The 20,722-nt window shown below is 69.8% G+C and carries 22 protein-coding genes and 3 pseudogenes; 13 read left to right on the top strand and 12 right to left on the bottom strand.

What is annotated here, in order from left to right; all coding sequences use genetic code 11:
* Positions 1–167: 167 nt before the first annotated feature.
* Positions 168–914, bottom strand: coding sequence for a DUF2817 domain-containing protein (locus G569_RS59110; RefSeq protein ID WP_084285695.1), 747 nt, complete (start codon positions 912–914; stop codon positions 168–170).
* A gap of 69 nt (positions 915–983) precedes the next feature.
* Between G569_RS59110 and G569_RS63085 the strand changes: the two genes are divergently transcribed.
* The 7 genes and pseudogenes from G569_RS63085 (at position 984) to G569_RS0128335 (ending at position 4,609) form a co-directional block, all read left to right on the top strand.
* Positions 984–1,148, top strand: coding sequence for a hypothetical protein (locus G569_RS63085; RefSeq protein WP_157592374.1), 165 nt, complete (start codon positions 984–986; stop codon positions 1,146–1,148).
* Positions 1,149–1,502: 354 nt separating this feature from the next.
* The gene (locus tag G569_RS52240) at positions 1,503–1,808 is read left to right on the top strand and encodes a PepSY domain-containing protein (RefSeq protein ID WP_037499853.1); all 306 of its coding nucleotides are present in this window, start codon (positions 1,503–1,505) and stop codon (positions 1,806–1,808) included.
* 226 nt (positions 1,809–2,034) lie between these two features.
* Positions 2,035–2,082 (top strand): annotated as a pseudogene (locus tag G569_RS66515) (hypothetical protein); the annotation flags it as partial.
* Between the two features lie 160 nt (positions 2,083–2,242).
* A complete protein-coding gene (locus G569_RS65605; protein WP_245602596.1) occupies positions 2,243–2,479 on the top strand; it encodes a hypothetical protein in 237 nt (78 codons plus the stop codon).
* A gap of 121 nt (positions 2,480–2,600) precedes the next feature.
* Positions 2,601–3,569 carry an IS481 family transposase gene (locus tag G569_RS0128345; RefSeq protein WP_028065933.1) on the top strand — a complete coding sequence of 323 codons (969 nt, stop codon included), beginning with the start codon at positions 2,601–2,603 and terminating at the stop codon, positions 3,567–3,569.
* Positions 3,570–3,579: 10 nt separating this feature from the next.
* The gene (locus G569_RS52235) at positions 3,580–4,152 is read left to right on the top strand and encodes a DsbA family protein (protein ID WP_053227097.1); all 573 of its coding nucleotides are present in this window, start codon (positions 3,580–3,582) and stop codon (positions 4,150–4,152) included.
* Between the two features lie 112 nt (positions 4,153–4,264).
* Positions 4,265–4,609: a hypothetical protein gene (locus G569_RS0128335; RefSeq protein WP_028065932.1), complete on the top strand. Its 345-nt coding sequence runs from the start codon at positions 4,265–4,267 to the stop codon at positions 4,607–4,609.
* Positions 4,610–4,669: 60 nt separating this feature from the next.
* On the opposite strand, the pseudogene G569_RS66510 reads toward G569_RS0128335, so the two are convergent.
* The 3 genes and pseudogenes from G569_RS66510 to G569_RS52230 all read right to left on the bottom strand — a co-directional run.
* A pseudogene (locus G569_RS66510) lies at positions 4,670–4,765 on the bottom strand (peptidase C56); the annotation flags it as partial.
* A 27-nt stretch (positions 4,766–4,792) separates the two neighbouring features.
* Positions 4,793–6,211 carry an NAD-dependent succinate-semialdehyde dehydrogenase gene (locus G569_RS0128325; RefSeq protein ID WP_028065931.1) on the bottom strand — a complete coding sequence of 473 codons (1,419 nt, stop codon included), beginning with the start codon at positions 6,209–6,211 and terminating at the stop codon, positions 4,793–4,795.
* Between the two features lie 174 nt (positions 6,212–6,385).
* Entirely contained in the window at positions 6,386–7,714 is a 1,329-nt protein-coding gene (locus G569_RS52230) for a DUF2254 domain-containing protein (RefSeq protein ID WP_064750469.1), read from the bottom strand.
* A gap of 120 nt (positions 7,715–7,834) precedes the next feature.
* Here G569_RS52230 and G569_RS66505 point away from each other — a divergent pair.
* Positions 7,835–8,203: pseudogene (locus tag G569_RS66505) on the top strand (alcohol dehydrogenase catalytic domain-containing protein); the annotation flags it as partial.
* Between the two features lie 140 nt (positions 8,204–8,343).
* Here the strand turns inward: G569_RS66505 and G569_RS52225 are convergent.
* A complete protein-coding gene (locus G569_RS52225) occupies positions 8,344–9,093 on the bottom strand; it encodes a dienelactone hydrolase family protein (protein WP_053227096.1) in 750 nt (249 codons plus the stop codon).
* On the opposite strand from G569_RS52225, the gene G569_RS0128305 reads away from it, so the two are divergent.
* The 4 genes from G569_RS0128305 (at position 9,047) to G569_RS65590 (ending at position 12,685) form a co-directional block, all read left to right on the top strand.
* Positions 9,047–10,069, top strand: coding sequence for a LysR family transcriptional regulator (locus G569_RS0128305; RefSeq protein WP_211233109.1), 1,023 nt, complete (start codon positions 9,047–9,049; stop codon positions 10,067–10,069). The two genes, G569_RS52225 and G569_RS0128305, sit on opposite strands and share 47 nt — an antisense overlap.
* Before the next feature lie 203 nt (positions 10,070–10,272).
* Positions 10,273–10,974 (top strand): LuxR C-terminal-related transcriptional regulator, encoded by a 702-nt coding sequence (locus tag G569_RS65600; RefSeq protein WP_245602582.1) that lies wholly within the window; start codon positions 10,273–10,275, stop codon positions 10,972–10,974.
* A complete protein-coding gene (locus G569_RS65595; RefSeq protein WP_053227095.1) occupies positions 10,971–11,765 on the top strand; it encodes a selenium-binding protein SBP56-related protein in 795 nt (264 codons plus the stop codon). Before G569_RS65600 ends, G569_RS65595 begins: the two co-directional genes overlap by 4 nt.
* Positions 11,766–12,085: 320 nt before the next feature.
* A complete protein-coding gene (locus G569_RS65590; protein WP_245602589.1) occupies positions 12,086–12,685 on the top strand; it encodes a GGDEF domain-containing protein in 600 nt (199 codons plus the stop codon).
* Positions 12,686–12,909: 224 nt separating this feature from the next.
* Here the strand turns inward: G569_RS65590 and G569_RS0128280 are convergent, their stop codons facing one another.
* The 5 genes from G569_RS0128280 to G569_RS52210 form a co-directional block, all read right to left on the bottom strand.
* Entirely contained in the window at positions 12,910–14,109 is a 1,200-nt protein-coding gene (locus tag G569_RS0128280; RefSeq protein ID WP_028065926.1) for an ABC transporter ATP-binding protein, read from the bottom strand.
* Between the two features lie 3 nt (positions 14,110–14,112).
* Positions 14,113–14,985, bottom strand: coding sequence for a carbohydrate ABC transporter permease (locus tag G569_RS0128275; protein ID WP_028065925.1), 873 nt, complete (start codon positions 14,983–14,985; stop codon positions 14,113–14,115).
* Positions 14,985–15,854 (bottom strand): carbohydrate ABC transporter permease, encoded by an 870-nt coding sequence (locus tag G569_RS0128270; RefSeq protein ID WP_028065924.1) that lies wholly within the window; start codon positions 15,852–15,854, stop codon positions 14,985–14,987. The genes G569_RS0128275 and G569_RS0128270 overlap by 1 nt, the downstream gene beginning before the upstream one ends.
* A gap of 49 nt (positions 15,855–15,903) precedes the next feature.
* Positions 15,904–17,202, bottom strand: coding sequence for an ABC transporter substrate-binding protein (locus G569_RS0128265; RefSeq protein WP_211233107.1), 1,299 nt, complete (start codon positions 17,200–17,202; stop codon positions 15,904–15,906).
* A 105-nt stretch (positions 17,203–17,307) separates the two neighbouring features.
* Positions 17,308–18,420, bottom strand: a complete 1,113-nt coding sequence (locus G569_RS52210; protein ID WP_064750468.1) for an enolase C-terminal domain-like protein — start codon at positions 18,418–18,420, stop codon at positions 17,308–17,310.
* Between the two features lie 144 nt (positions 18,421–18,564).
* Here G569_RS52210 and G569_RS0128255 point away from each other — a divergent pair, with 144 nt between their 5' ends.
* Entirely contained in the window at positions 18,565–19,236 is a 672-nt protein-coding gene (locus G569_RS0128255) for a FadR/GntR family transcriptional regulator (RefSeq protein WP_169542263.1), read from the top strand.
* 41 nt (positions 19,237–19,277) lie between these two features.
* On the opposite strand, the gene G569_RS0128250 is transcribed toward G569_RS0128255, so the two are convergent.
* Both G569_RS0128250 and G569_RS0128245 read right to left on the bottom strand, forming a co-directional pair.
* A complete protein-coding gene (locus G569_RS0128250) occupies positions 19,278–20,084 on the bottom strand; it encodes a homing endonuclease associated repeat-containing protein (RefSeq protein WP_028065921.1) in 807 nt (268 codons plus the stop codon).
* Positions 20,081–20,722: acyl-CoA dehydrogenase family protein (locus G569_RS0128245; RefSeq protein ID WP_028065920.1), on the bottom strand; the 642-nt coding region annotated here is incomplete at its 5' end. The genes G569_RS0128250 and G569_RS0128245, both read right to left, overlap by 4 nt.

The following is a 20,722-nucleotide window of genomic DNA, read 5'->3' as shown; positions in this document are numbered from 1 at the left end:
TGGGGCTGAGGGGACGTCAGCCGACGGCGGTGCGGTCGCGCCGTGGATTTCAGCGGCGGCCGGGCCAGCGGTCCGGCGAACGCGGACATGACGCTCGACTTCGGCTGTGGACCGAACACGCCCCCGGATCAGTCCACGTGTTTGCACGCGGAGATCTCGGAATTCCGTCAGCCACCTGCGATCGCATACACACCGCGGGCTGTGCGGACTAGCGCGGCTCGGCTCGGGTTTCCAGGGCCGAGCTCGACGACGAATGCTGTGCTCTTCGGGAGCGCATGGTTTTGCCAGCTTGCGGCGCTGCCGGGGTAACGGACCAACCGGCGCGGCGGGAGACCGCTAATCGCCGCGAATCGTCGCTCGACCCGCGCGTCGCCTCCCGAGAGGTCGGTCACGTGTAGCGGCTGGTGAAACCAGATCGTGACCTGCGGTCGGAGCTTTCGGATGAGTCCGTACGCTGCGCGGCTCTCCGGCTCCGACAACGCATGACGGCCGGAATACTGTTGGTCGCCGCGCCGCCCAAGCGGCCGCCATCGCCACGGGAAGTTGCGGTTGAGGTCGACTCCGCGCGCGTTCTGGCGGCGGTCGGCGGCCATCCCGTCTGGGTTGACGCTTTCGATGATCCACAGCGCGGAGCTTCGCGGGAGCGGGCCGTGCGCGAGTCGGCGCGCAATGGCTCGGCCGGCGGGCTCGTCGCCGTGGATCACGCCGATGACCAGCGTTCGCGCCGTCTCATCGAGGTCGCCGACCGCCACGGCGGTGATCGGCCGCCCCTGCGTCGACTGACCGATCACGAGCGTTCGCCGAGCAAGCGGATCACCAGGCGGTCCGGATGCGCGACGGCTCGGCGCCCCAGTGCCGCCGGCGGCTATCACGAGCCCCGCCAGCCACGCGCCAGTGAAGCGCCAAACCAGCACCCGACAAGGTTAGGTCGACAGACGTGACCATATCCTGATCAACGGTGCTCTGAGGGCCGTGCCGGACCCGTGTTGGCGAAGATCGTGTTCGAGGTCGCGGTCGAGCGCACGGACCGTCAGAGCATCAACGTGGACGCGCTCGCGCTCGGCGCTGTTCACACGCGCCGGCTCGACGGCCAGTGTCTCCATCAGGGCGTCGAGGACCAGCTCGCGGGTCCTGCTTCAGGTCGTTGAGTTCGTCAGCGCCGTCGCCCCTTGGTGTACCGGCGGTGGCGGTCGAGTCAGCGGCGCCTGGGCCAACGGCCGCGGCGCCAGTACTCGACGATGATCACCACCGCGAGGGCGAAGATGACGGCGCCCGGATCGATGCTCATGGCACCAGTGTGCCTTCGGCGGCTGACTGCCACCTGAACGTCCCGACGTTCAGGAAATGTTCCGGATCGACCGTCTAGAACGCGTTCATGCCGCTCGACATCGGTGTGGTGCTTGCGTTCATCCTGGTGACGATCGTCCTCGACTGGTGGCGCGAGTCGAACCGCCAGTGAGCTCTCAAAGTTGTCTTAGACAGCGTCTCGCACACTTGCTGGCATGAAGCGCACACACCTCATCGTGGCCGCGGCAGCCGTCACGGTCACCTTCGCCGGCGGAGCCGTAGCCTTCGCGGGCGGCAGCAGCCCATCCCGACTCGACGACGGCAAGGAACTCGCCGGGCAGGCGGGGATCACCGAAGCTCAGGCCATCGCCGCCGCCCGCGGCGCGGCATCGGGCGATCTGAACGAGATCGACCTCGAGCATCGTGACGGCGTCCTCGTCTACAACGTCGACGTCGGTTCGAAGGACGTCAAGGTCGACGCCGCGACCGGTAAGGTGCTCGCGGTCGACGCCGACGACTGACGCTGACAACATCCTCCTGCTGAGGATGCCGCGTCCTGCTCGTCGACGATGACGCGAGCTCGCAAAGGGCCTGCGCCGGCAAGCGTACGCCGCTGACGTGGCTGAGGACGTCGACGCGGCTCTCCTGCGCGCGGCGGTGTAAGACTACGACGTCGTGCTCCTGGGGCGGCGATGAGTTCACGGTCTGCCGCTCGGGCGTGAGCGCGGCGACGCCGTGCCGGTGCTGATGCTCACAACGAGCGACGCGGTGCGTAACCGCATCCGTGGGCTGGACGCGGGCGCCGATGACTACTTGCCGAAGCCGTTCGACTTCGGCCAGCTCCTCGCACGCATCAGCCGCTGCTACCGCGCGGGCCTACGCAGCGCGAGGCCGCTTTGCGCGCCGGACGACTCGTGGTCGATCCGGCGACGCGCGTGGTCACGCTCGCCAGGCCATGACATCGAACCTCACCGCCCGCGAGTTCGCGGTGCTCGCCGTCGCTCGTGGTCCGCGTCCTTGTCTGGTTCGGCTCGACGGCCAGGGCTTCCAGCAACGCGTCGATGGCGGCCTCGCGTGCCGCTTCGCGTGTGGCGGCGGCCGTGATGATGGACGGAGTGCGGGCATTCGCGATTGGGTCAAGCCGCCTTCGACGGGCTCGAAGCTGATCGTCACATCCGTCCCGAAAGGTTGACGTCCCACGGAGCTAGTTGACGTGCCTCGGGACGTTCCGAACGCTTGATTGAGACATCCGGGCTGAGACCGAGGCTGTGGGTCCTCTCACAGACCTTGGCCTTTGGAGGTCATCAGCCCGGATGCAGTGCAAGCGTATGTGGCTGCCGGCGTGGCAGCGGATCGAGCTCGTCAGTCTCTGTCTTGATTGGGGGCTGTCTCGTCGCGAAGCGGCGAGCTATCGCCGTGTGAGCACCTCGACGGTGCAGTACTGGATCGAGCGCTACCGCCAGGCCGGCGAGGCCGAGCGCGAGTGCGGCGCGTGGGCGCAGGATCGCCCGTCGACGCCGCATCGCCAGCCGGCCCGCGTCAGCGAGGCCGTCCATGACCGCGTGTGCGCGGCGCGCGAGCGAACCGGTTGGGGCCCGCGGTTGATCGCGTCCGAGCTCGGGATGGCGCACGCGACGGTCAGCCGCTGCCTCAAACGCCGCGGCATGTCACGCCTGCCGCGCGCGCCGCGCGAAGCGGTCAGGCGCTTCGAATGGCCCTGCCCTGGCGATCTCCTGCAAATGGACACCAAGCGCCTGGCGCGCTTCAGCAGCCCAGGGCACGCGGTCACCGGCGACCGCTTCCGCACCAGCGCCGAGAAACGCGAGCGCGTCGGCTGGGAGTTCTGCCACTCGGTCATCGACGACCACACGCGCCTGGCCTACACCGAGATCCACCCCGACGAACACGCCCACACCGTGACCGCGTTCGTTGTTCGCGCGCTCGAGTGGTTCGCCGGTCACGGCATCCACGCCCGCCGCCTGCAAACCGACAACGCCTGGACCTACATCCACAACCGCTCGCTCCGCGAGCTGCTGGCCGAACACGGCATCCAGCACCGCCGCATCCCACCGCGCACACCCAAGCGCAACGGGAAAGTCGAGCGCTACCAACAGACCCTCGCCCGCGAATGGGCCTACGGGCAGCGCTACCGCAACTCAACCTGCCGAGCAGCAGCGCTCCCGATCTGGCTCAAGCACTACAACTACACCCGCAATCACAGCTCGCTCTCGGACCGGCCACCCATCAGCCGCGTTCGGAAGCAGCCGAGGCACGACACCTAGCTCCCCGTACATGCAGCGAACCATCACTGAAACGCCGGTCCGCGTGCCCGCGGGCGCTACGCCCGAGGGCGACGGCGTCGCGCTCGGCCAGGGGCCGGTGCGGATCGACGCCTACATCGACTTCATGTGCCCGTTCTGCCGCCAGTTCGAGGAGCGCTCGGGCGCCTTCCTGGACCAGCTGCTGGACAGCGGCGCCGTCACGCTCGTCTACCACCCGCTCGGGTTCCTGGATCGCTTGTCGACGACGCGCTATTCCTCGCGCGCCTCCGCGGCGTCCGCCTGCGCGTCGGACTTCGACGTCTTCAAGCCGTACAAAGACGCGTTGTTCGCCAATCAGCCGCCGGAGGGCGGCCCTGGCCTCAGCGCGGAGGAACTGGTCGAGCTCGGCCGTGTCGTGGGCCTGAGGGATCAGCGCTTCGAGCGCTGCGTGCTCGAGGAAACGCACCTGCCCTGGACGGACTTCGTCTCCCAGGTGGCGGCCGAGCGCGGCATCAGCGGCACGCCGAGCGTCTTCGTGGGCGGGGTCCCGGTGCCCGCCAACGGGCCCGCGATCGCCGCTACGGTGGCCGAGCTCACGGGATAGTCGGCTAGAACGCGCGACAGCTCGGCGAGCTCGCCTGGCGTCGCGCTGATCCGAGCGCGCCTCGCGATGGTCGAGCCTCGACAGCCCCCGTCCGCGGCCTATCTGCAAGAGCATGGCCGTGAACCTGAACAAGCCCGGGCTGGCCCGGGCACAGGAGCTGATCGCCGACCGCCGGATCGTGGCCGACGCGGTCGCCGACTGGGACGCTCACAAGCCGTCCGCACGCGACGAGGACCTATTCATCGCGGAGCACGGCTGGGCCGCCTACGAGCGCTGGCACCTCGGCGTCGACGAGGCGCTGCCGGCGCGCACCAAGCCGCATTACCGGTTCCCCTACGGCGACTTCCGCGACGTCCACCGCTGCGCCGTTCGCGCCGCGGAGGGCCAAGACGCGCTCTACGGCGCCGCCCGCTTCCTCGACAACCTCTTGGAGCTCGCGAGGGCCAAGACCGCATGAACCGCTCCCGAGACTTCGTCAAGCGCCGCGGCCGCCCGGCGCAGCAAGGGTGAGACGTCCGACGAGCGACCACGGCCCGTGGCAGATGGCGGCGATCGACGTGCCCGTGCCTGCGAAGTCGCGCACGAAGACCACGGCGTTCTCGTCGAGCGTGCGCCGCCGGGGCGTCGACGTTCTCCAGTGCTAGCCGGCGAAGTCCCCGATCGGTGCGGTCGGGGCAAGCGTGCAGATCAGCTTGCGGTTGGCGAACTCCATCATCCCGAGATCAGCCAGCTCGCGCCCGTAGCCCGAGCGCTTGATGCCACCGAACGGCAGCTCCGGCCGCGACAGCGCGGGGTGGTTGATGAACACCATGCCACTCTCGATGCGGTCGGCCACGCGGCGGGCGCGCTCGAGGTCTTCCGAGAACACCGAGCCGCCGAGCCCATACGGCGAGTCGTTGGCCAGCGCGATCGCCTCCGCGTCGTCGGCGACGCGGTGCACGACCGCCACGGGCCCGAACAGCTCCTCGTAGTAGGCGCGCATGTCCGGCGTCACGTCCGTGAGGATCGTTGGCTCGAAGAACGCGCCGGCGCAGTCCGGCCGGCCGCCGCCGATCACCACGGTGGCGCCTTTGGCGATCGCGTCCTCGACCTGCTCGCGCAGCGTCTCGGCCGCTCGCTCGGAAGAGAGCGGGGCCAGGGTGGTCGCGGGGACCGCGGGGTCGCCGCGCCGCACCGCACCGAACCGGTCGCGAAGCCCGGCCAGGAACGCGTCGAACACTGCGTCGAGCACGATGAAACGCTTGGAGGCGACGCAGCTCTGCCCGGTGTTGCTCAGCCGGCCCTTGGCCGCGGCGGCGATCGTGCGCTCCAGCCGCTCGCCATCGAGCACCACGAACGGGTCGCTGCCGCCGAGCTCGAGCACGCTCTTGGTGACGCCGGCGCCGGCGTCGCGCGCGACGCTGGCGCCGGCGCGGTCGCTGCCGGTCAGCGACGCGCCGTGCACGACCGGGCTCGCGACCACGTGTGCGACGTCCTCGGTGGCCATGAACAGGTTGGTGTAGACGCCCTTCGGCACGCCCGCATCGAGGAACAGGCGCTCGATCGCCAGCGCGCACTGCGGGCAGTTACCGGCGTGCTTGACCAGCAGCGTGTTGCCTAGCACGAGATTGGGCCCGGCGACCCGGACCACCTGGTAGAGCGGATAATTCCATGGCTCGACCGCTAGCAGCACACCCACCGGCTCGGTCACCAGCACCGCGTCGGCGCCCTCGGTAGCCAGCGCCTGGGGCGCCGCGATGCGCGGCCCCTCCTCGCCGTAGTAGCGCAGGATGCGCGCCGACAGTTCGGCCTCCTCACGGCTCTCGGCGATCAGCTTGCCCATCTCCAGCGTGACGAGGCGGGCGAGCGCGGCGGCCCGCTCGACCATCAACTCGCCCGCGCGACGCACGATCGCGGCCCGCTCGGCGATCGGCCGCCCGCGCCAGGCTCCGAACGCGTCGTGGGCGGCCGCGACGGCGTGGTCGACCTCGTCACGGGTGAGCGTGTCGAACTCCCTCACCGTCTCGCCGGTGTACGGATTCACGGTTGCGTAGTGCCGCGTCGCGGTGGCTGTGCCCATACCGCGACCTATAGGCCGCGCCCGCACGAAGCAAGGCGTTGCGGTCGCCGGAAGCCGGGCTACGGCGTTCCGCTGAGAGGCTTGCCGGGACTCGGGCGCCGGTCGTGATCGCCGCTGTCATTCTCGCCTTCGGCACCACCTCGGGCGCGCACGCGGCCGTGGCGGTGCGGAAGCTCAGGCAGGATGTCGAGACTCAAATGGAAAGCGCTCGCCCGCCGTGTCAGCCCGCGGAGGGGGGATGTCGCGCGCCGGCGGCGGAGCGGAGCACGGTGGGTGTGACATGACGTCCGGCCCCGAGCCGAGGCCCTGCATGTCCGGGACGAGCGCAGCGTCGACGTCGGCGTTGTCGGTGTAGGCCCGCCGCACCGCCGCGTCGAGCAGCGTGAGCTGATGGTCGAGCGGCGGTCGCCGCTCGGGCGGCGCCACGGTCTTGAGGTCCTCGAGCGCGGCGCGCAGCCGGCGTGCGACCTGCGGCGACCCGGCGCCAACCAGCCGGATCTCGTCGAAGGCGAGGCGGACGTAGCCCTCCCAACGCATCACCCGTTCGACGAGCCGCACCTGGCCGTGGGCATCGTGATGGCGTCCGGAGGGAAACTCACGGGGCGCGAGTCTGCGGAGGATGTCGTGGATGGCGTTGATCGACTGCACGGAGGTGCTCGGGTCCTGGAATGGACTCGAGTAGATGCTCCGCGCGGCGATGTCGACGAGCTTGCGCAGTCCGAACGCGGGCTCGAATTCGTGGCTGCGTTCACGGTCCAGGATCACGCTGCGCGCGACCGCGCGGCGAGCAGGCTCCGGAAGGGAGCCCTGCACACGGAACAGCGGGCCGCCTCGGGGCACGAAGTCGCCCATCGCGGGCGCGAGCTCGAGCACGCAGCCGGCCTTCTCGGCGATGTCCACCAGCGCGCGGTGCGGAAGTTTGGTGACGACACCGAAGTCGGGCGCCGCCACCACGCTCGGGTCAACCTCGGGCTCGGGCGCGGCAGGGTAGAGGCGGTCCACTTCGTCGCGTGTCGCGTCTGCGACCCGGCCGATCAGCCCACCGACCCGAAGCGACTGGGCGGTGTGGTTCACGTAGAGCACGAGCACGACGATCGCGCCGAGGATCAGCCCGTAGTTGACGACGATGGCCAGGCCCGGCAGCGGCCCGCCGCCGGAGCTCTGGCCGTTGACCTCGCGCAGGACTGTCATCGAGTAGGCGAACGTGCCGATGAACAGCCCGATGGCCAGCTGACTCCGGCGGTCGTGCAGGATCGCCTGGACGATGCGCGGCGAGAACTGGCCCATCGCCAGCTGGACCGCGACAAGGGTCAGCGAGAGCACGACAGTGGTCAGAGTCACCAGCGTTGTCGAGGCCACGGTGAGGATCGTCTGCACGGACGCGGCCGAGCCGGTCACCGCCGTGCCGACGATGGACCCGTCGATCGACAGCAGCGCCACAGCCAGCCCGATGCCGGCCAGCACACAGGCCAGCGGCAGCAGCCAAAGGCGGGTCTTGGCCATGTGGCGGAGCCTGAAGCGCTTAACTCCCCTCACGACTGCAGCCACCCGCGGATTACCGCCACAACCGCGGTCTACCCGACGACGCGCGGACTAACCCTCCGGGATGGACCTGCCGGCCGCCTGGTCCGCTCCGCCACGCCCGCGTGCCCCGATGACCCGTGTCGCCGGCCGTCACGCCTCGCCCACGCGAGGATCGAGCGTCCGTCCGACGTGATCGTCCGGATCACCGGGACGAACATCTGCGGCTCAGACCTGCACATGTACGAGGGGCGAACCAGCTTCGAGACGGGCCGCACATTCTGCGGCACGTGCGTGAACTGCAACCGCGGGCCGACGAACGTCTGCATCGAGGCCCAGCGAATGAAGAACACGGCGGGCGCGCGTACGGCTTCGCGGACATGGGGGCCGTACCCGGGCGGCCAGGCCGAGTACCCGCGCGTCCCGTGGGCCGACTTCAACGCGCTGCGCCTCCCCGACATCTTCCCGACCAGAGACCAACGGCCTCGGCGCACACCGAGGCTGCGAGTGCGTCGGCTACGGCACTCGGGCTTCGACGGTTTCGACACTCTGCAGCGCGAGTGGCTGATCGCGGCGCGATCGGCGTCAGGTCGGCGACTCCTGGGTTTCTCTCACCGCGGCGTGACGCCCGAGGCCTCGGTGACGGCCCGCTGGAGGAACGCGTCGACGCGCGTCCAGGCGTCGGCCGCCGCGTCGGCGTCGTAGCCGCGGCGGCCGACCGAGGCGAACCGGTGCCCCACGCCACGGTAGGTCACGATTGCGGCCTGCGGGTGCCATCGCCGCAGCGCCTCGATATCGGAGGCCGGCACCATCGGATCGGCGTCGCCGACCAGGAACAGGAGCGATCCCGTGAGCGGGAGACTGCCGGTGGGTTGTGGACGCGAGGGTGCGATTGTGGTGTCAGCCAGCCAGCCGGCGTACATGGCGACACAGGCGCGGAGCCCCAGCCGCGAGGCGGCGAGCACGGCGACATGTCCGCCGAACGACAGGCCGACGGCGACCGGCTCGGTCGCGACGTCTGCCTGCTGCCGCGCCCGCGCCGCGATGAGCGCGTCCCGGACATCGCTGAGGAGCTCGAGGCGCGTGAGCTCCTTGACGAGGGCGAGGCCGCGGGCGCGGCCGTCCTCGTCTTCCGGGAGCGGCCCGCCGGGGGCTCGGCGGTGGAGCAGGTGCGGCGCGATCGCGAAGTGACCAAGCGCGGCCACGCGTTGCGCCACGTCGCGCTGTACGTCGTTGAGGCCGAACAGCTCGCCCAGCACGAGGGCGACCGGCCACGGGCCAGCGCCGTTTTCCGGCCAGGCGAGGAAAGCGGGCATGCGGCTGGCGTCGAGCGTCTCGACGGTGATCTCTTCGGTGGGCACGCAGCCGACGGTAGACGGGCGCAGCTATGCCAAGTACGACTCTTCTTCATCGATAGCATTCCCAGTTGGCATGCTGGATGTCTCGTCGGTTGATCTCGCCGTCCTGCGCGCGGTTGCGCAGGGTGGCTCCTTCACCGCGGCCGCAAGTGAGCTCGGCTACACGCAGTCGGCGGTCTCCAAGCGCGTGGCCGCGCTGGAGACCGCCACCGGACACCGGCTGTTCGCGCGTCAGCGGACGGGGGCGCGCCTCACGGCCGCGGGCGAGGTGGTGCTCCGGCACGCCGCCGCGGCGCTCGACGCTTTCGGGGCGTTGGAGCGCGAGCTCCATGACGACGCGAACCGCGGCCGCCCTGGCCCGGTCCGGGTCGGCGCATTCGCAAGCGCCTTCGCCGGCATCGTGCCCGCGGCTCTGGCATCGCTGCCCGGCATCGAAGTCACGCTGCGAGAGGCCACCAGCGCCGCTCTCGTCCGCGCGCTGCGGGCGGGGACGCTCGACCTCGCGCTGCTCGCCGCTGTGCCCCCGTTTCACCCGCCCGACCAGCGCGATCCACCTCTGCCCGTCGAGCACCTGTCCGAAGGCGAGCTGCGGATCGCGGTCGGTGCGAGCCACCGGTTTGCCGGTCGGCGAACCGTGCATGTCGACGAGCTCGCCGGCGAGCGCTGGGTCGTCGCCCGCCAGGAGCGCGACGACCACCGGCTCGGGGCGTGGCCAGGAATGCCGGTCCGCCCGCGCGCGCCGTTCGTCGCTCGGGACTGGCTGAGCAAGCTCCGACTGGTCGCCTCAGGGGCCGCCATCACGACCATTCCCAACGTCCTGCTGCCGGCGCTCCCGTCTGACGTCCGCTCGGTCGGTGTCACCGGCGCCAGCGCTGAACGCCGCCGCCTGTTGCTCGTCTGGGCACCCGGACCCGCTGAGCCCGCTGTTGAGGACGTCGCCGCGGCATTGCGCAGCGCCGCGCGCGCCAGCTCGGGCTAATGAGCCGACACTGGCGCAAACGTTTCGACCACGTGCATCCCGCCTGGCGCGTGGGTCGTGCTCGGCAACCGGCGCTGTTTCGGCGGCCATGAACGAAGACCGGCATATGGGGGTATGGTCGCCGTGCGGACATCATGGGCTCCCCCCTCGAGCTGTCGCCGAAACCCGACCGGACCAGGCCGGTTCTGGCGCTGCTCGAGCACATGGCGCTGAACGACCTCAAGCCCGACGCAGTGCTCGAGGAAGGAGCTTGGCGCCTGGCGGCGTTCCTCGGCGACACGTGCATCGCTTCGCTGCTGACAGACGACCGGCGCTGGATCCGGCCCCTGGGCCTCGCTGACCCAGACCCCGAGGTCGCGCAGGCCCTGCGTCCTGTGCGCGGCGACCGCTGGCGAGCGGACCGCGGTTTCACGCGCCGGGTGCTCGAGTCGCTGCGCGCGCTGCGGCTCTCGGAGACCTCGCCGGAGGTCGTCGTGGTCGGCCGCCCGGAACTGGCCGACTACGGGCGGCGGTTCGGCATCGCGAGCGTGATCGTCGCTCCGATGCGGGTCGCAGGTTCCTCGGTCGGCAACATCGCGGTGATCCGGCGGCGTCCCGATCACCCGCACAGTGCGAACGATGAGGCCGTTGCCCAGGCGATGGCGGATCTCGTCGGCTTCGGCGCGCGTTTGTCGGCGCGCCAGCCCGAGGCCGCGACGGATGGGGTACCGCTCGACATCACGTCCCGCGAGCGCGAGGTGCTGGCCCTGGTCGCAGCGGGACACACCAATCGCGAGATCGCGGAGAAACTCGTCCTCAGTGTCCGCACCGTCGAGTGGCACCGGGCGCGGCTGCAGTGGAAGCTCGGGGTGACCGGCCGCGCGGCGCTCGTCGATCTCGCGCGCGCCCACGGCATCGTCCGATGACCTTCAAACCCGACGCCACGTTCTATCCCTCGCCGGCGGACGCCGCCGCTGCGCCGCGGGAGGAGTGCGCGTACGTCGTCACGTTCAACACGGGCCGTGCGGGCGACGTGTGGCCGGACGCGCTCGTGGTGATCGACCTGCGCGAGGGAAGCTCGACGTTCGGAACCGCGGTCGGTCGGCTCGACATGCCCAACGTCGGCGATCAGCTCCACCACGCTGGGTGGAACGCGTGCTCATCGGCGCTGAGCCCGTTGGCACCTGACCCGCACGTCGAGCGCCGGCACCTGCTGCTGCCCGGCCTCGCGAGCTCGCGGATCTACGTGGTCGACGTCAAGGACGATCCGTGGCGGCCGAAGCTCGTGAAAGTCATCGAGCCGGAGGAGCTGGCGCGCAAGACTGGCTACAGCCGCCTGCACACGGTGCACTACGGCTTCGACGGGATCTACGTCTCGGCGCTCGGCAGCGTGTCGGGCGGGGCGCCGGGTGGCGTCCTGCTGCTCGACCACGACAGCTACGAGCCGATCGGCCGCTGGGAACACGATCGCGGCCCGCAGGAGCTCGCCTACGACGTCTGGTGGAACCTCGCGCAGGGGTCATCGCCGACGCGATCGAGACCGCCGACGAGCTCACGGCGCTGCGGCGTGTCGGCGTCACCTACGGCGTCGGCTTCCACATCGGGCGTCCCGGCCCGCTCCCCGAGCGCAGCTCCGAGGACGCGGAAGAGGACGGCCTCGGTGAGGACGGCGACGGCCCAGTGCTGTGGGCGGCCCGGGCGCGCCGTCCGACGCTGACGATCCGCCGTGCGTACGACTTCGACGGCACCGCCCATGCCGTGCTGCGCACACTCGCCGAGCGCATCCCCGGCACCGTGCCGTACGTCGCGCTGCTCGATCGCGACGCGGGTCGCCTACGGATCGTCGACGTGGGCGGCGCGGACAGCCCGGCGCTCTACCGCGGCGCCACGCTGCCGCTCGACGAGTGCTTCGACCTGCCGGCCGCAGAGGGCACCGTGCCACAGGTCTCCTCGGCCGACGCCGTCGAGCCGGCGGCCGCGCGCCTCGGGGTGCCGGCGTACGCGGTCGTGCCGTTCGCCGGCGAGCCGTCGCGGCCGATGGCGACCGTATCGCTCGCGGCGCTCGGCCGCGGGCGGATCCACGCCGAGGCGCTGGACCCACTGCGCGAGGCCGGCGCGCTGCTCGCCGAGGCGCTGCGCTCGGAGCACGGCGCCGAGCCGCACCGTCAGGAGCAGGCGCTGCGCGAGCTTTCGTGGCGCGACCGCCTCAGCGGCCTCAGCAACGCCACGCGCTTCCGCGAGGAGCTCGAGACCGCGAACGCGCGCGCGGCAGCCGGCGGCGACGGCGGCACCTTCGTCGGGCTGGTCAAGATCGCGAACTTCCGCGCGCTGACCGAGCGCATGGGCCAGGCCGTCGCCGAGCTGGTGCTCAAGGATGCCGCGCGCAGCCTCGCCGCCCAAGCGAACCACGTGGACGTGCTCGCGCGCGTCGGACCGGCGACGTTCGGCTGTGTGCTCTATGGCCGTCGAGCTACGGAGGCCGAGTACTTCTGCCGCGCGGTCGAAGACCTGGTCGTCGCGACCGGCCGGCGCCGCGACACGACCGTCGTGGTGCGTACGGCCCACCAACGACTCGGTCTCGGGATGTCCGCCGACGAGGCCTGGGAGGGCGTCGCCGAGAAGGCTCTCACGGGCTGAAACCTCCCGCGGAATTCACGCTCGCCGCGAAAGCGAACGATCAGCGAAGCGCGCCTCGCCGGCACCGTCGTGCGACACGACCGGCGTCCGGACCGCCGTGACGTCGACGTGGAGCGACGCCTCCAACCAGTACGAGGTCGACTCGGTCGCCGTGTCGGCGATCTCCGACGAGGCCGAGCGGTTTGATCTGGCGGATGCGTGTGAGTTTGCCGCGATGGCAGGCTTCAGGTGATCGCGAGACCGGAGTCCGGGTCGAAGAAGTGGAGCCCCTTGTCATCGACCGAGACTTCGATCGTGTCGCCTTCGCGGATACGCGTGCGGGGGTCGAAGCGGCCGACGAGCGTCGCGGTGGGCGGCGGGCCGGACGTCAGCTCGTCGAGGGTTCGGTCGTCGCCGACGTCCTGGGCGAGCTCACGGACGTCGTCGGTGACCGCCTGGCGGGCAGCGACGGAGAAGTGGACGAGGGTCTCGGAGCCGATGGCCTCGCGAAGCTCGCTGCGGCCGCGCAGGCGCGGGAGCGCCTCGTCTGCGAAGGCGGCGTCTTCGAGGTGCTCGGGGCGGATGCCGAGGACGATCGGGCGGTGCTCGTACGCCGCCAGGCCAGGGCGCGCTGATACCAGCTCGCCGGCGAGGTCGATGTGCGCCTCGCCTGCGGTGACCCGCAGGCCGCCGTTGTGGCGCTCCACCGTCGCCTCGAGCATGTTCATCGCGGGGCTGCCGATGAATCCGGCGACGAACACGTTCACGGGCTGGTGGTAGAGCTCTTCGGGCGGCGCGACCTGCTGGAGCCGGCCCTTGCGCATGACCGCGACGCGATGGCCCATCGTCATCGCCTCGATCTGGTCGTGGGTGACGTAGATCGTCGTGACGTCGAGCTCGCCTTGGAGCTTCTTGATGTCGGCTCGCATCTGGACGCGGAGCTTCGCGTCGAGGTTCGAGAGCGGCTCGTCCATCAGGAATGCCTGTGGCTGACGGATGATCGCGCGGCCCATCGCGACACGCTGGCGTTGGCCGCCCGACAGCGCGCGCGGCTTGCGCGTGAGGTAGGGCTCCAGATCCAGCATCCGCGCGGTGTCGAGGACGCGCCTGCGGATCTCGTCCTTGGGCACGCGCTTGGTCTTGAGGGCAAAGCCGATGTTGTCCGCCACCGACAGGTGTGGGTACAGCGCGTAGCTCTGGAACACCATCGCGATGTCACGGCTCTTCGGTGAGAGGCCGTTGACGACGCGGTCGCCGATGCTGATGGTTCCCGCGCTGATCGGCTCGAGCCCGCCGACCATACGCAGCGCGGTCGTCTTGCCGCAACCCGACGGCCCGACGAGCACCATGAACTCGCCGTCGGCGATGGTGAGGTCCAGCCCGTCGACCGCCCGGGTGTCCGAGCCGAACAGCTTCGAGACCTCGTCGAACACCACGTCAGCCATGGATCACTCCTTCACCGCCCCGCCGACCAGCCCGCGCACCAGCGCGCGCTGTGACAGCACGAACACGATCGCAACGGGGACCACCGCGAGCAGCGTGGCGAGCGCCAGTTCCGGCCGGAAGATGTTGACCTGCTGGCCGCCGCCGCCGACCGCCGGATTGAACGACGGTGTCGATGACAGCAGGTCCGAAAGACCGACCTGAATCGGGTACTGCGCCGAGTCGGCCAGGACGGTGTAGGGCAGGAAGAAGTTGTTCCAGTCGGCCACGAAGCTGAAGAAGAAGACGAGCGCGACGATGGGCTTCGCGAGCGGGAGCGCGACGCGCCAGAAGGCAAGCCACTCGCCGCAGCCGTCGATGCGCGCGGCGTCCAGCAGATCGGGCGGCAGCGCGGTCGAGTAGTAGATGTACGCGATGTACACCCCGAAGGGGAAGAACGAGAACGGCAGGATCACGGAGAGCGCGTTGCCGATCAGGTGCAGCGAGTTGAGCTCGAGGAAGATCGGGAGCACCAGCGCGGCCGCCGGCATGATCATCACGATCAGCGTCAGCGAGAGTACGAGCCTGCGGCCGGGGAAGTCCCCGAACGCGAGGCCGTAGCCCGCGGGGATCGCCGTCAGCAGGACGATCGCCGTCGCGCTGAACGAGTACAGCAGCGAGTTCCCGACCCACTTGCGGAAGATGTGGTCGCTGAAGGCGTCGAGGTGCCTCCATGCCTCGGCGACCTGGTGGAAGCTGCCGAACGAGAACGGGCCGCTCGTGACGAGCCCGCCGTCGGTCTTCGTCGGCGCGAGGAGGAGCCAGACCATCGGCGCCACGAAGAACAGGGCGAACGCCGTGAGAACCAGGACCCGCACGCTGAGCGCCGCGACGCGCATCAGTCGTCCCTTCTAAAGAGCCCGGTCCGCGTGACGATCACCACGGCGGCGAGCAGGCCGATCGCGAGCAGGTCGACGGCGATCGCCGCGGCCCCGTTGAAGTCGGCGTACCGAAAGGCCATCTGGTAGGCGAGCTGGTTCGACGACCAGGTGTCGGGGACGAGGCCGAGGCTTGCCTGATTGACCAGCTGCGGCTCGACGAACAGTTGCGTGCCGGTCGCGAAGGACAGGATCGCCATGTAGGCGATCCACTTGCGCATCAGCGGCAGCTTCAGGCGCAGCGCGATCCCGATCGGGCCGGCGCCGTCGATGCGCGCGGCCTCTTCGAGGTCCTGCGGGATCGTGTTCAGCGCGCCGTACATGACGACGATCCAGCCGCCCGCGCCGGTCCAGAACGCGATCATCACGAAGATGAACGGCAGCTTCCCCGGGGCGATGGACTCGACGAAGAGCTGCGATCCCAGCACGTTGTGCACCAGCCACGAGCCGGGGCTGACCGACGGGTCGAGCATGAACAGCCAGACGAGGACCGACGCGGCCCCGGCGAGCGCGCCCGGGATGTAGAAGAGGAACCGGTAGGTCGCCGAGACCCGGTTCGCGCGGCCGTGGAGCAGCAGCGCCAGCCCGACGACGAACACGACGAGCGTGACGAGCCACAGGCTCGTGTACAGGAGGATGTGCCCGAACGCGGGCCCGAAGCGATAGTCGTGAAACGTCCGCGAGAAGTTGTCGAAGCCCACCCAGGCGCCGTCGTCGTTCGTGAAGGCGAGCCTGAGCGCGTAGAGCATCGGCGCGATGCCGAACATGACCAGGAACGGCAGGTACGCCAGGACGAACGGCCAGCCCCGCGCGGCGCGGAGGCCACGCATGCGCGTGGCCTCCGCGTACGACGGGGTCTGAGCGGGCGAGCGCACGACCTCACTCACGTTCGACCTCGTATCCGGCGGCCTGCGCCGCCTGAGCCAGGCTGTCGCCGAGCGACGGCAGCAGCGAGCTCAGCGACTTGCCGGCGACCAGCTTCGTCACGACCGCGTTGGACCACACGGGCTGGTCCGGGTAGGTGACCAGGTTCCACCCCTGCCAGATGAGCCCCGCGCCGTCCTTCAGCGCCGGCGTCGGATCGGACGCGAAGTAGGGGTTCTCGGCCAGATGCCCTAGCCAGCGGACCGCCTCGGGCTCGTACGCCGGATAGCCCGGCGCGTTGTCCTGGAAGTGCGACGTCGTGGCCCAGGTCACGAAGTCGGCAGCAGCCGGGAGGTTCTTCGAGTGCCTGGAGATGATCCACGGGCCGCCGCCGACCTGTCCGGTCGTGACCGGCGACTCGGCCTCCCACTGCAGGGCCGACGAGGTCGTCATCTCCTTGGCGGGGATGTGCAGCGTGTCCTTGAACAGCGCCGTCGCGTACCACGCCGGTCCGGGCATCAGCAGGACCTTGTCGTCCTTGCCGCCGTACCTCTTGGCGAAGTCCGGCGTGAAGACGCTCAGCGGCGGCACGGCGCCGTTCTTGATCAGAGGATCCACCAGGCCGGCCATCCGCGTGCAGTGGTCGTCCTTGGCGTTGATCACCAGCTTCGCGTCGCGCAACTGCTGGAGCGGGCACTGGTCGCCCCAGAGGTAGATCCAGTGGCTGAACGAGTCCCCGATGTTCCCGACGATGTAGCCGGGATGCTCCTGGGCCACCTTCTGACCCAGCGCGGCCCACTCCTGCCACGTCTTCGGAACGTCGTAGTGGAACTTGTCCATCAGCTTCGCGTTCACCCACAGCACGACCTGGGCGAGGTTGTCCTGGACGCAGTACTGCGTGCCATCGATCGTGCACTGGGCGGTCGACGGCGCCGGCCACTTGCTCAGCAGGTCGTCGGCGATGAGGCCCTTGACCGGCTGGGCGAACTCGAACGGCTTCTTGGCCATCCAGACCGGGTCGTTGACCTGCTCGCTGAAGATCACGTCGGGCCAGCCCTTGCCGGACCGGTTCCACAGCTGGATCTTCGTCTGCAGCGTCGCCGCGCCGTTGGCGTCACCGTCGTAGGTGACGATCTTCACGTGCACGTCGGGGTGCTCCGCGACGTACGCCTTCGCGGCCGGGAGGCGGACGGAGTCCACCCAGACGGTGATGTCACCCGAAGGCTTGGTCGTGGTCTTGGACCCCGTGCTCGCCTGCGTCGACGTGGAACTGCTCTTGCTATCGCTGTTGGACCCGCAGGCGGCAACAGCCACAGCCGCGCCTGACACGGCAAACGAAATGAAGATGGTCCGCCTCAGCCGCGACAGGTGCGCTCGCGGCGCGGATCCGTGTGCAACCCTCACGCCTCTCCTCTCCTGCTACAAGATGGCCGCGGATATCGCGGCGTCGATGACCAGGTGGTGGAGCTCCGGCGGGTAGTCGGGCCCGGCCGGGAGGCCGAGCCCGATCCCCGAGGGAGCGTGGACGAGCCCATTCGCGTCGACCACGGCTTCGCGGGTGACATCGGTCGACGTGATGAGCGACTCGTAGTAGGTGGTGTTGGAGATCGCCATGCAGAGGTGCTGCGAGTAGTTGCCCATCCCGTGCACCTCGGCGCGAAGCCGGAAGGCGTCGGCGAGGTGGGCGATCCGCATGGCACCGGTGATGCCGCCACGCAGCTCGGCGCTCGTGCGCACGAACGATGCGGCGCCGCTGACGATGAAGTCCGCCGTGTTCAAGTGCACGCCGTCTGAGGTCTCGGCGACGCACAGAGGCACGCGCACGCGTTCGCTCAGCCATTTGTAGGCGGTGACGCTGAACTCGCGGATGGGCTCCTCGTACCAGAGGTAGTCGGCGTCGCCGAGCGCGTGCCCCAGATACACGGCATCGGGCAGGTCGAAGCCGGCGGACCCGTCGTACATCAGCGCGACGTCGGGGCCGACGTGCTCACGAACGCGCCGGCACAGGTGTGCGTCGGCGCGTGCATCACCCCAGGCATGGAGCTTGATCGCGGGGTAGCCCAGCTCGAGGCACTGCGTGATCACGTCGAGGTACTCCTCGAGCGTTTCGAACGTCACGGTCGACGCGTACGCCGGAATCGACCGCCGAAAGCCGCCGAGGAGCTGCCAGGTCGGCTGTCCGGCGACGCGACCGGCGAGGTCCCACAGCGCGGTGTCGACCAGGCCGAGGACGTAGAGCGGCAGCTCCTCGGTGCGGTCGAGCTCCCACATGCGATGCCACAGCCACTCGCGCGCGAGCGCGTCCGCGCCCACCAGCTCGTCGCGGAGGACGCGGTCCACGATGTCACCGAGGATCCGCCCTGCCCCGCGCCGTGGCGCCAGCGCGACGCCCTCGGCGCCCGAGTCGGTGGCGATCCGCAGCACCGCGCCTTCGCCATCCGGTGGCGCGCCCCGCAGGCCCTGACGCCAGGCGAACGTCGGGCTCACCCCTGCAATCGGCACCGCGTACGCCTCGACGTGGGTGATCCGCATGCGAGTCAGCATACGTCATACGTTTGTAGTCTGTCAACTGACGTCTGATGGCGTTGCTACCCTGCTCGTGTGAGCCATTTCTCGCCGTCTGACGCCGCGTGGTCGGCCACATCGATTGCCGGGCGACCGGCACGTTTGAGCGTCGTGGTGATCAGCGTCCTCGTCGACGAGATCGTCTCCGGTACCTATCCCTCCGGCAGCCTGCTTCCACCCGAGCCGGAGCTCTGCCGCTCGTTCGACGTCAGCCGCTCCGTCGTCCGGGAAGCGATGAAGGCGCTCGAGGAGAAGGGCCTAGCGCGCGCCCGGCAGGGCCGCGGGACGACGATCACCCCGCCTGACGAGTGGAACCTTCTGGACCCGATCGTGCTCGACGCGACGATCCGGGCCGACGAGACGATGGCGGTCCTCGACGAGCTCGTGGACGTGCGTGCCGCGCTCGAATCCGACATGGCCAGGGCGGCCGCCCGTCTGATGAGCGACGCCGACCTGGCTGAGCTCAAAGCGCTGCTGGACGAGTTGCACGACCAGCTCCGGGACGCCGCGCGCTACCAGGACACGGACACCCGGTATCACGACGTCATCATGCGCTGCTCCGGGAATCGGCTCGGTCGCTCCATCATCCGGGCGATCCACCCGCACGCGCGGGCGAGCACCCGGTACTCACCTCACGCCGACGAACGTGACATCCGGCAGGCGCACGCGGGGCATGTCGCGATCTACGAACAGTTGCTCAAGCGAGACGCGGACGGCGTCGCCGCGGCGATGCAGGAGCACATCCGGGGCACCTGGACGCTGCGCAAGGTCAAACGCGCCTGATCCGCAGGCCGGCGTCGTAGGAGTGCGACGCCCGACTCGACTCACGCGGCGAGTGGGCGGCTCGCTTTGTCGATGATGTCAGCCCATGACAGGGCGGACGCGGCGAGCTCGATCAGCGAGCTGCGCAGGAGGACGATGTCGGCTTGGCTGCGGGCCTCGGCCACGGCGCGGACGTTCGCGGCGAGTTGCGTGGGTCCACTCGTGAGATTCCCGGAGTTGAGGGATCTCTCGATGACTTCGCGGGCGCCTCTGTCGATCGTGGATTGGGCGGTCGTATGGCGGCCGCGGGGGCGGGGATCGAGGCCGGCGAGCCGGATCGCTTCGGAGAAGGTGCCGAAGCGCCGGATCACGGTGTTGGTGCTGGGCCAGTCGCCGGCGTAGTAGCGGTCGAGGCGCCAGGTCTGGCCGTGGCTGCGGGCTCGCGCGGGTGCCCAGTCGGCGGTCGCCGGCGGCTCCCCGTAGAGCTTGGTCCATTCGCGGATGGCGTCGAGGAGTTGCTCGTCGGTGAGGAGGTGCGAGCGGCCGCGGGCGGGGCCGCGGCGGGGGCGCAGGCCCGCGGCGAAGATGGCCTTGCTGAGGTTGCCGAACTGGCGGCGGACGATGGCGATCGTCGGCCAGTCGCCGCGCTCAAAGCGTTCGGCGCGCCAGGCCTGGTCACGGCGGCGGGCCCAGGATGGGTCCCAGTCGAAGACCTTGGGCGGCTCGCCGTGCTCGGTGTTCCAGCGCTGGATCGCTTCGATGATCTCTTCGCGCGTGTAGCGGCTCTCGGCAGGGCCGGGAAGCCGGCGCTCGTCCGAGCGATGCGCTTCCAGCAGCGCGTCGAGATCGTGGCTCGCGACGGCTGTCATATGCGGTTCCGCTCGATCAGTTTGCGGCCGATGACCATGCGTTGGATCTCTGAGGTGCCTTCGCCGATCAGTAGCAGTGGCGCGTCGCGGTAGAGGCGTTCGATCTCGTATTCCTTGGAGTAGCCGTAGCCGCCGTGGATGCGGAAGGCGTCCTCGACGACTTCCTTGCCGGTCTCTGAGGCGAACAGCTTGGCCATCCCGGCCTCGACGTCTGAGCGCTGGCCGGCGTCTTTCATCCGCGCGGCCTTGAGCATCAACAAGCGCGCGGCCTCGACCTTGGTCGCCATGTCGGCGAGCTTGAACTGGATCGCCTGATGCTCGGCGATCGGCTTGCCGAACGCCCGCCGCTGTTGCGCGTACCTCAAGCCCAGCTCCAACGCGCGCTGCGCGATCCCGACCCCACGCGCGGCGACGTTGACACGCCCCACCTCCAACGCGTCCATCATCTGCGCAAAGCCCTTGTTCAGGCCGGCTTGCTCGCCGCCGAGGATCATGTCGGCGGGGCAGCGGTAGCCGTCGAAGACCAGCTCGGTGGACTCGACGCCCTTATAGCCGAGCTTCTTGATCTTGGGCGGCACGATCAGCCCCGGGTTCTCCGGCGCGCCCGGCTCCTTCTCGGCGATGAAGCAGGTCAGGCC

This window comes from Solirubrobacter soli DSM 22325 (assembly GCF_000423665.1).
GTDB lineage: Bacteria > Actinomycetota > Thermoleophilia > Solirubrobacterales > Solirubrobacteraceae > Solirubrobacter > Solirubrobacter soli.
The sequence above is the reverse complement of the archived record's forward strand: the minus strand, read 5'-3'. Positions and strand labels throughout refer to the sequence as shown.

What these genes read in the sequence shown, in the direction of transcription:
- G569_RS65595 (WP_053227095.1), top strand. Translation starts at nt 10,971, where the DNA reads ATGACCTTCAAACCCGACGCCACGTTCTATCCCTCGCCGGCGGACGCC.
- G569_RS0128345 (WP_028065933.1), top strand. Translation starts at nt 2,601, where the DNA reads ATGCAGTGCAAGCGTATGTGGCTGCCGGCGTGGCAGCGGATCGAGCTC.
- G569_RS0128275 (WP_028065925.1), bottom strand. Translation starts at nt 14,985, where the DNA reads ATGCGCGTCGCGGCGCTCAGCGTGCGGGTCCTGGTTCTCACGGCGTTC.
- G569_RS0128305 (WP_211233109.1), top strand. Translation starts at nt 9,047, where the DNA reads ATGCGGCTGGCGTCGAGCGTCTCGACGGTGATCTCTTCGGTGGGCACG.
- G569_RS0128250 (WP_028065921.1), bottom strand. Translation starts at nt 20,084, where the DNA reads ATGACAGCCGTCGCGAGCCACGATCTCGACGCGCTGCTGGAAGCGCAT.
- G569_RS52230 (WP_064750469.1), bottom strand. Translation starts at nt 7,714, where the DNA reads ATGGCCAAGACCCGCCTTTGGCTGCTGCCGCTGGCCTGTGTGCTGGCC.
- G569_RS52240 (WP_037499853.1), top strand. Translation starts at nt 1,503, where the DNA reads ATGAAGCGCACACACCTCATCGTGGCCGCGGCAGCCGTCACGGTCACC.
- G569_RS0128270 (WP_028065924.1), bottom strand. Translation starts at nt 15,854, where the DNA reads ATGCGTGGCCTCCGCGCCGCGCGGGGCTGGCCGTTCGTCCTGGCGTAC.
- G569_RS65590 (WP_245602589.1), top strand. Translation starts at nt 12,086, where the DNA reads ATGGCGACCGTATCGCTCGCGGCGCTCGGCCGCGGGCGGATCCACGCC.
- G569_RS52210 (WP_064750468.1), bottom strand. Translation starts at nt 18,420, where the DNA reads ATGCGGATCACCCACGTCGAGGCGTACGCGGTGCCGATTGCAGGGGTG.
- G569_RS65600 (WP_245602582.1), top strand. Translation starts at nt 10,273, where the DNA reads ATGGCGCTGAACGACCTCAAGCCCGACGCAGTGCTCGAGGAAGGAGCT.
- G569_RS0128335 (WP_028065932.1), top strand. Translation starts at nt 4,265, where the DNA reads ATGGCCGTGAACCTGAACAAGCCCGGGCTGGCCCGGGCACAGGAGCTG.
- G569_RS65605 (WP_245602596.1), top strand. Translation starts at nt 2,243, where the DNA reads ATGACATCGAACCTCACCGCCCGCGAGTTCGCGGTGCTCGCCGTCGCT.
- G569_RS0128325 (WP_028065931.1), bottom strand. Translation starts at nt 6,211, where the DNA reads ATGGGCACAGCCACCGCGACGCGGCACTACGCAACCGTGAATCCGTAC.
- G569_RS52235 (WP_053227097.1), top strand. Translation starts at nt 3,580, where the DNA reads ATGCAGCGAACCATCACTGAAACGCCGGTCCGCGTGCCCGCGGGCGCT.
- G569_RS0128280 (WP_028065926.1), bottom strand. Translation starts at nt 14,109, where the DNA reads ATGGCTGACGTGGTGTTCGACGAGGTCTCGAAGCTGTTCGGCTCGGAC.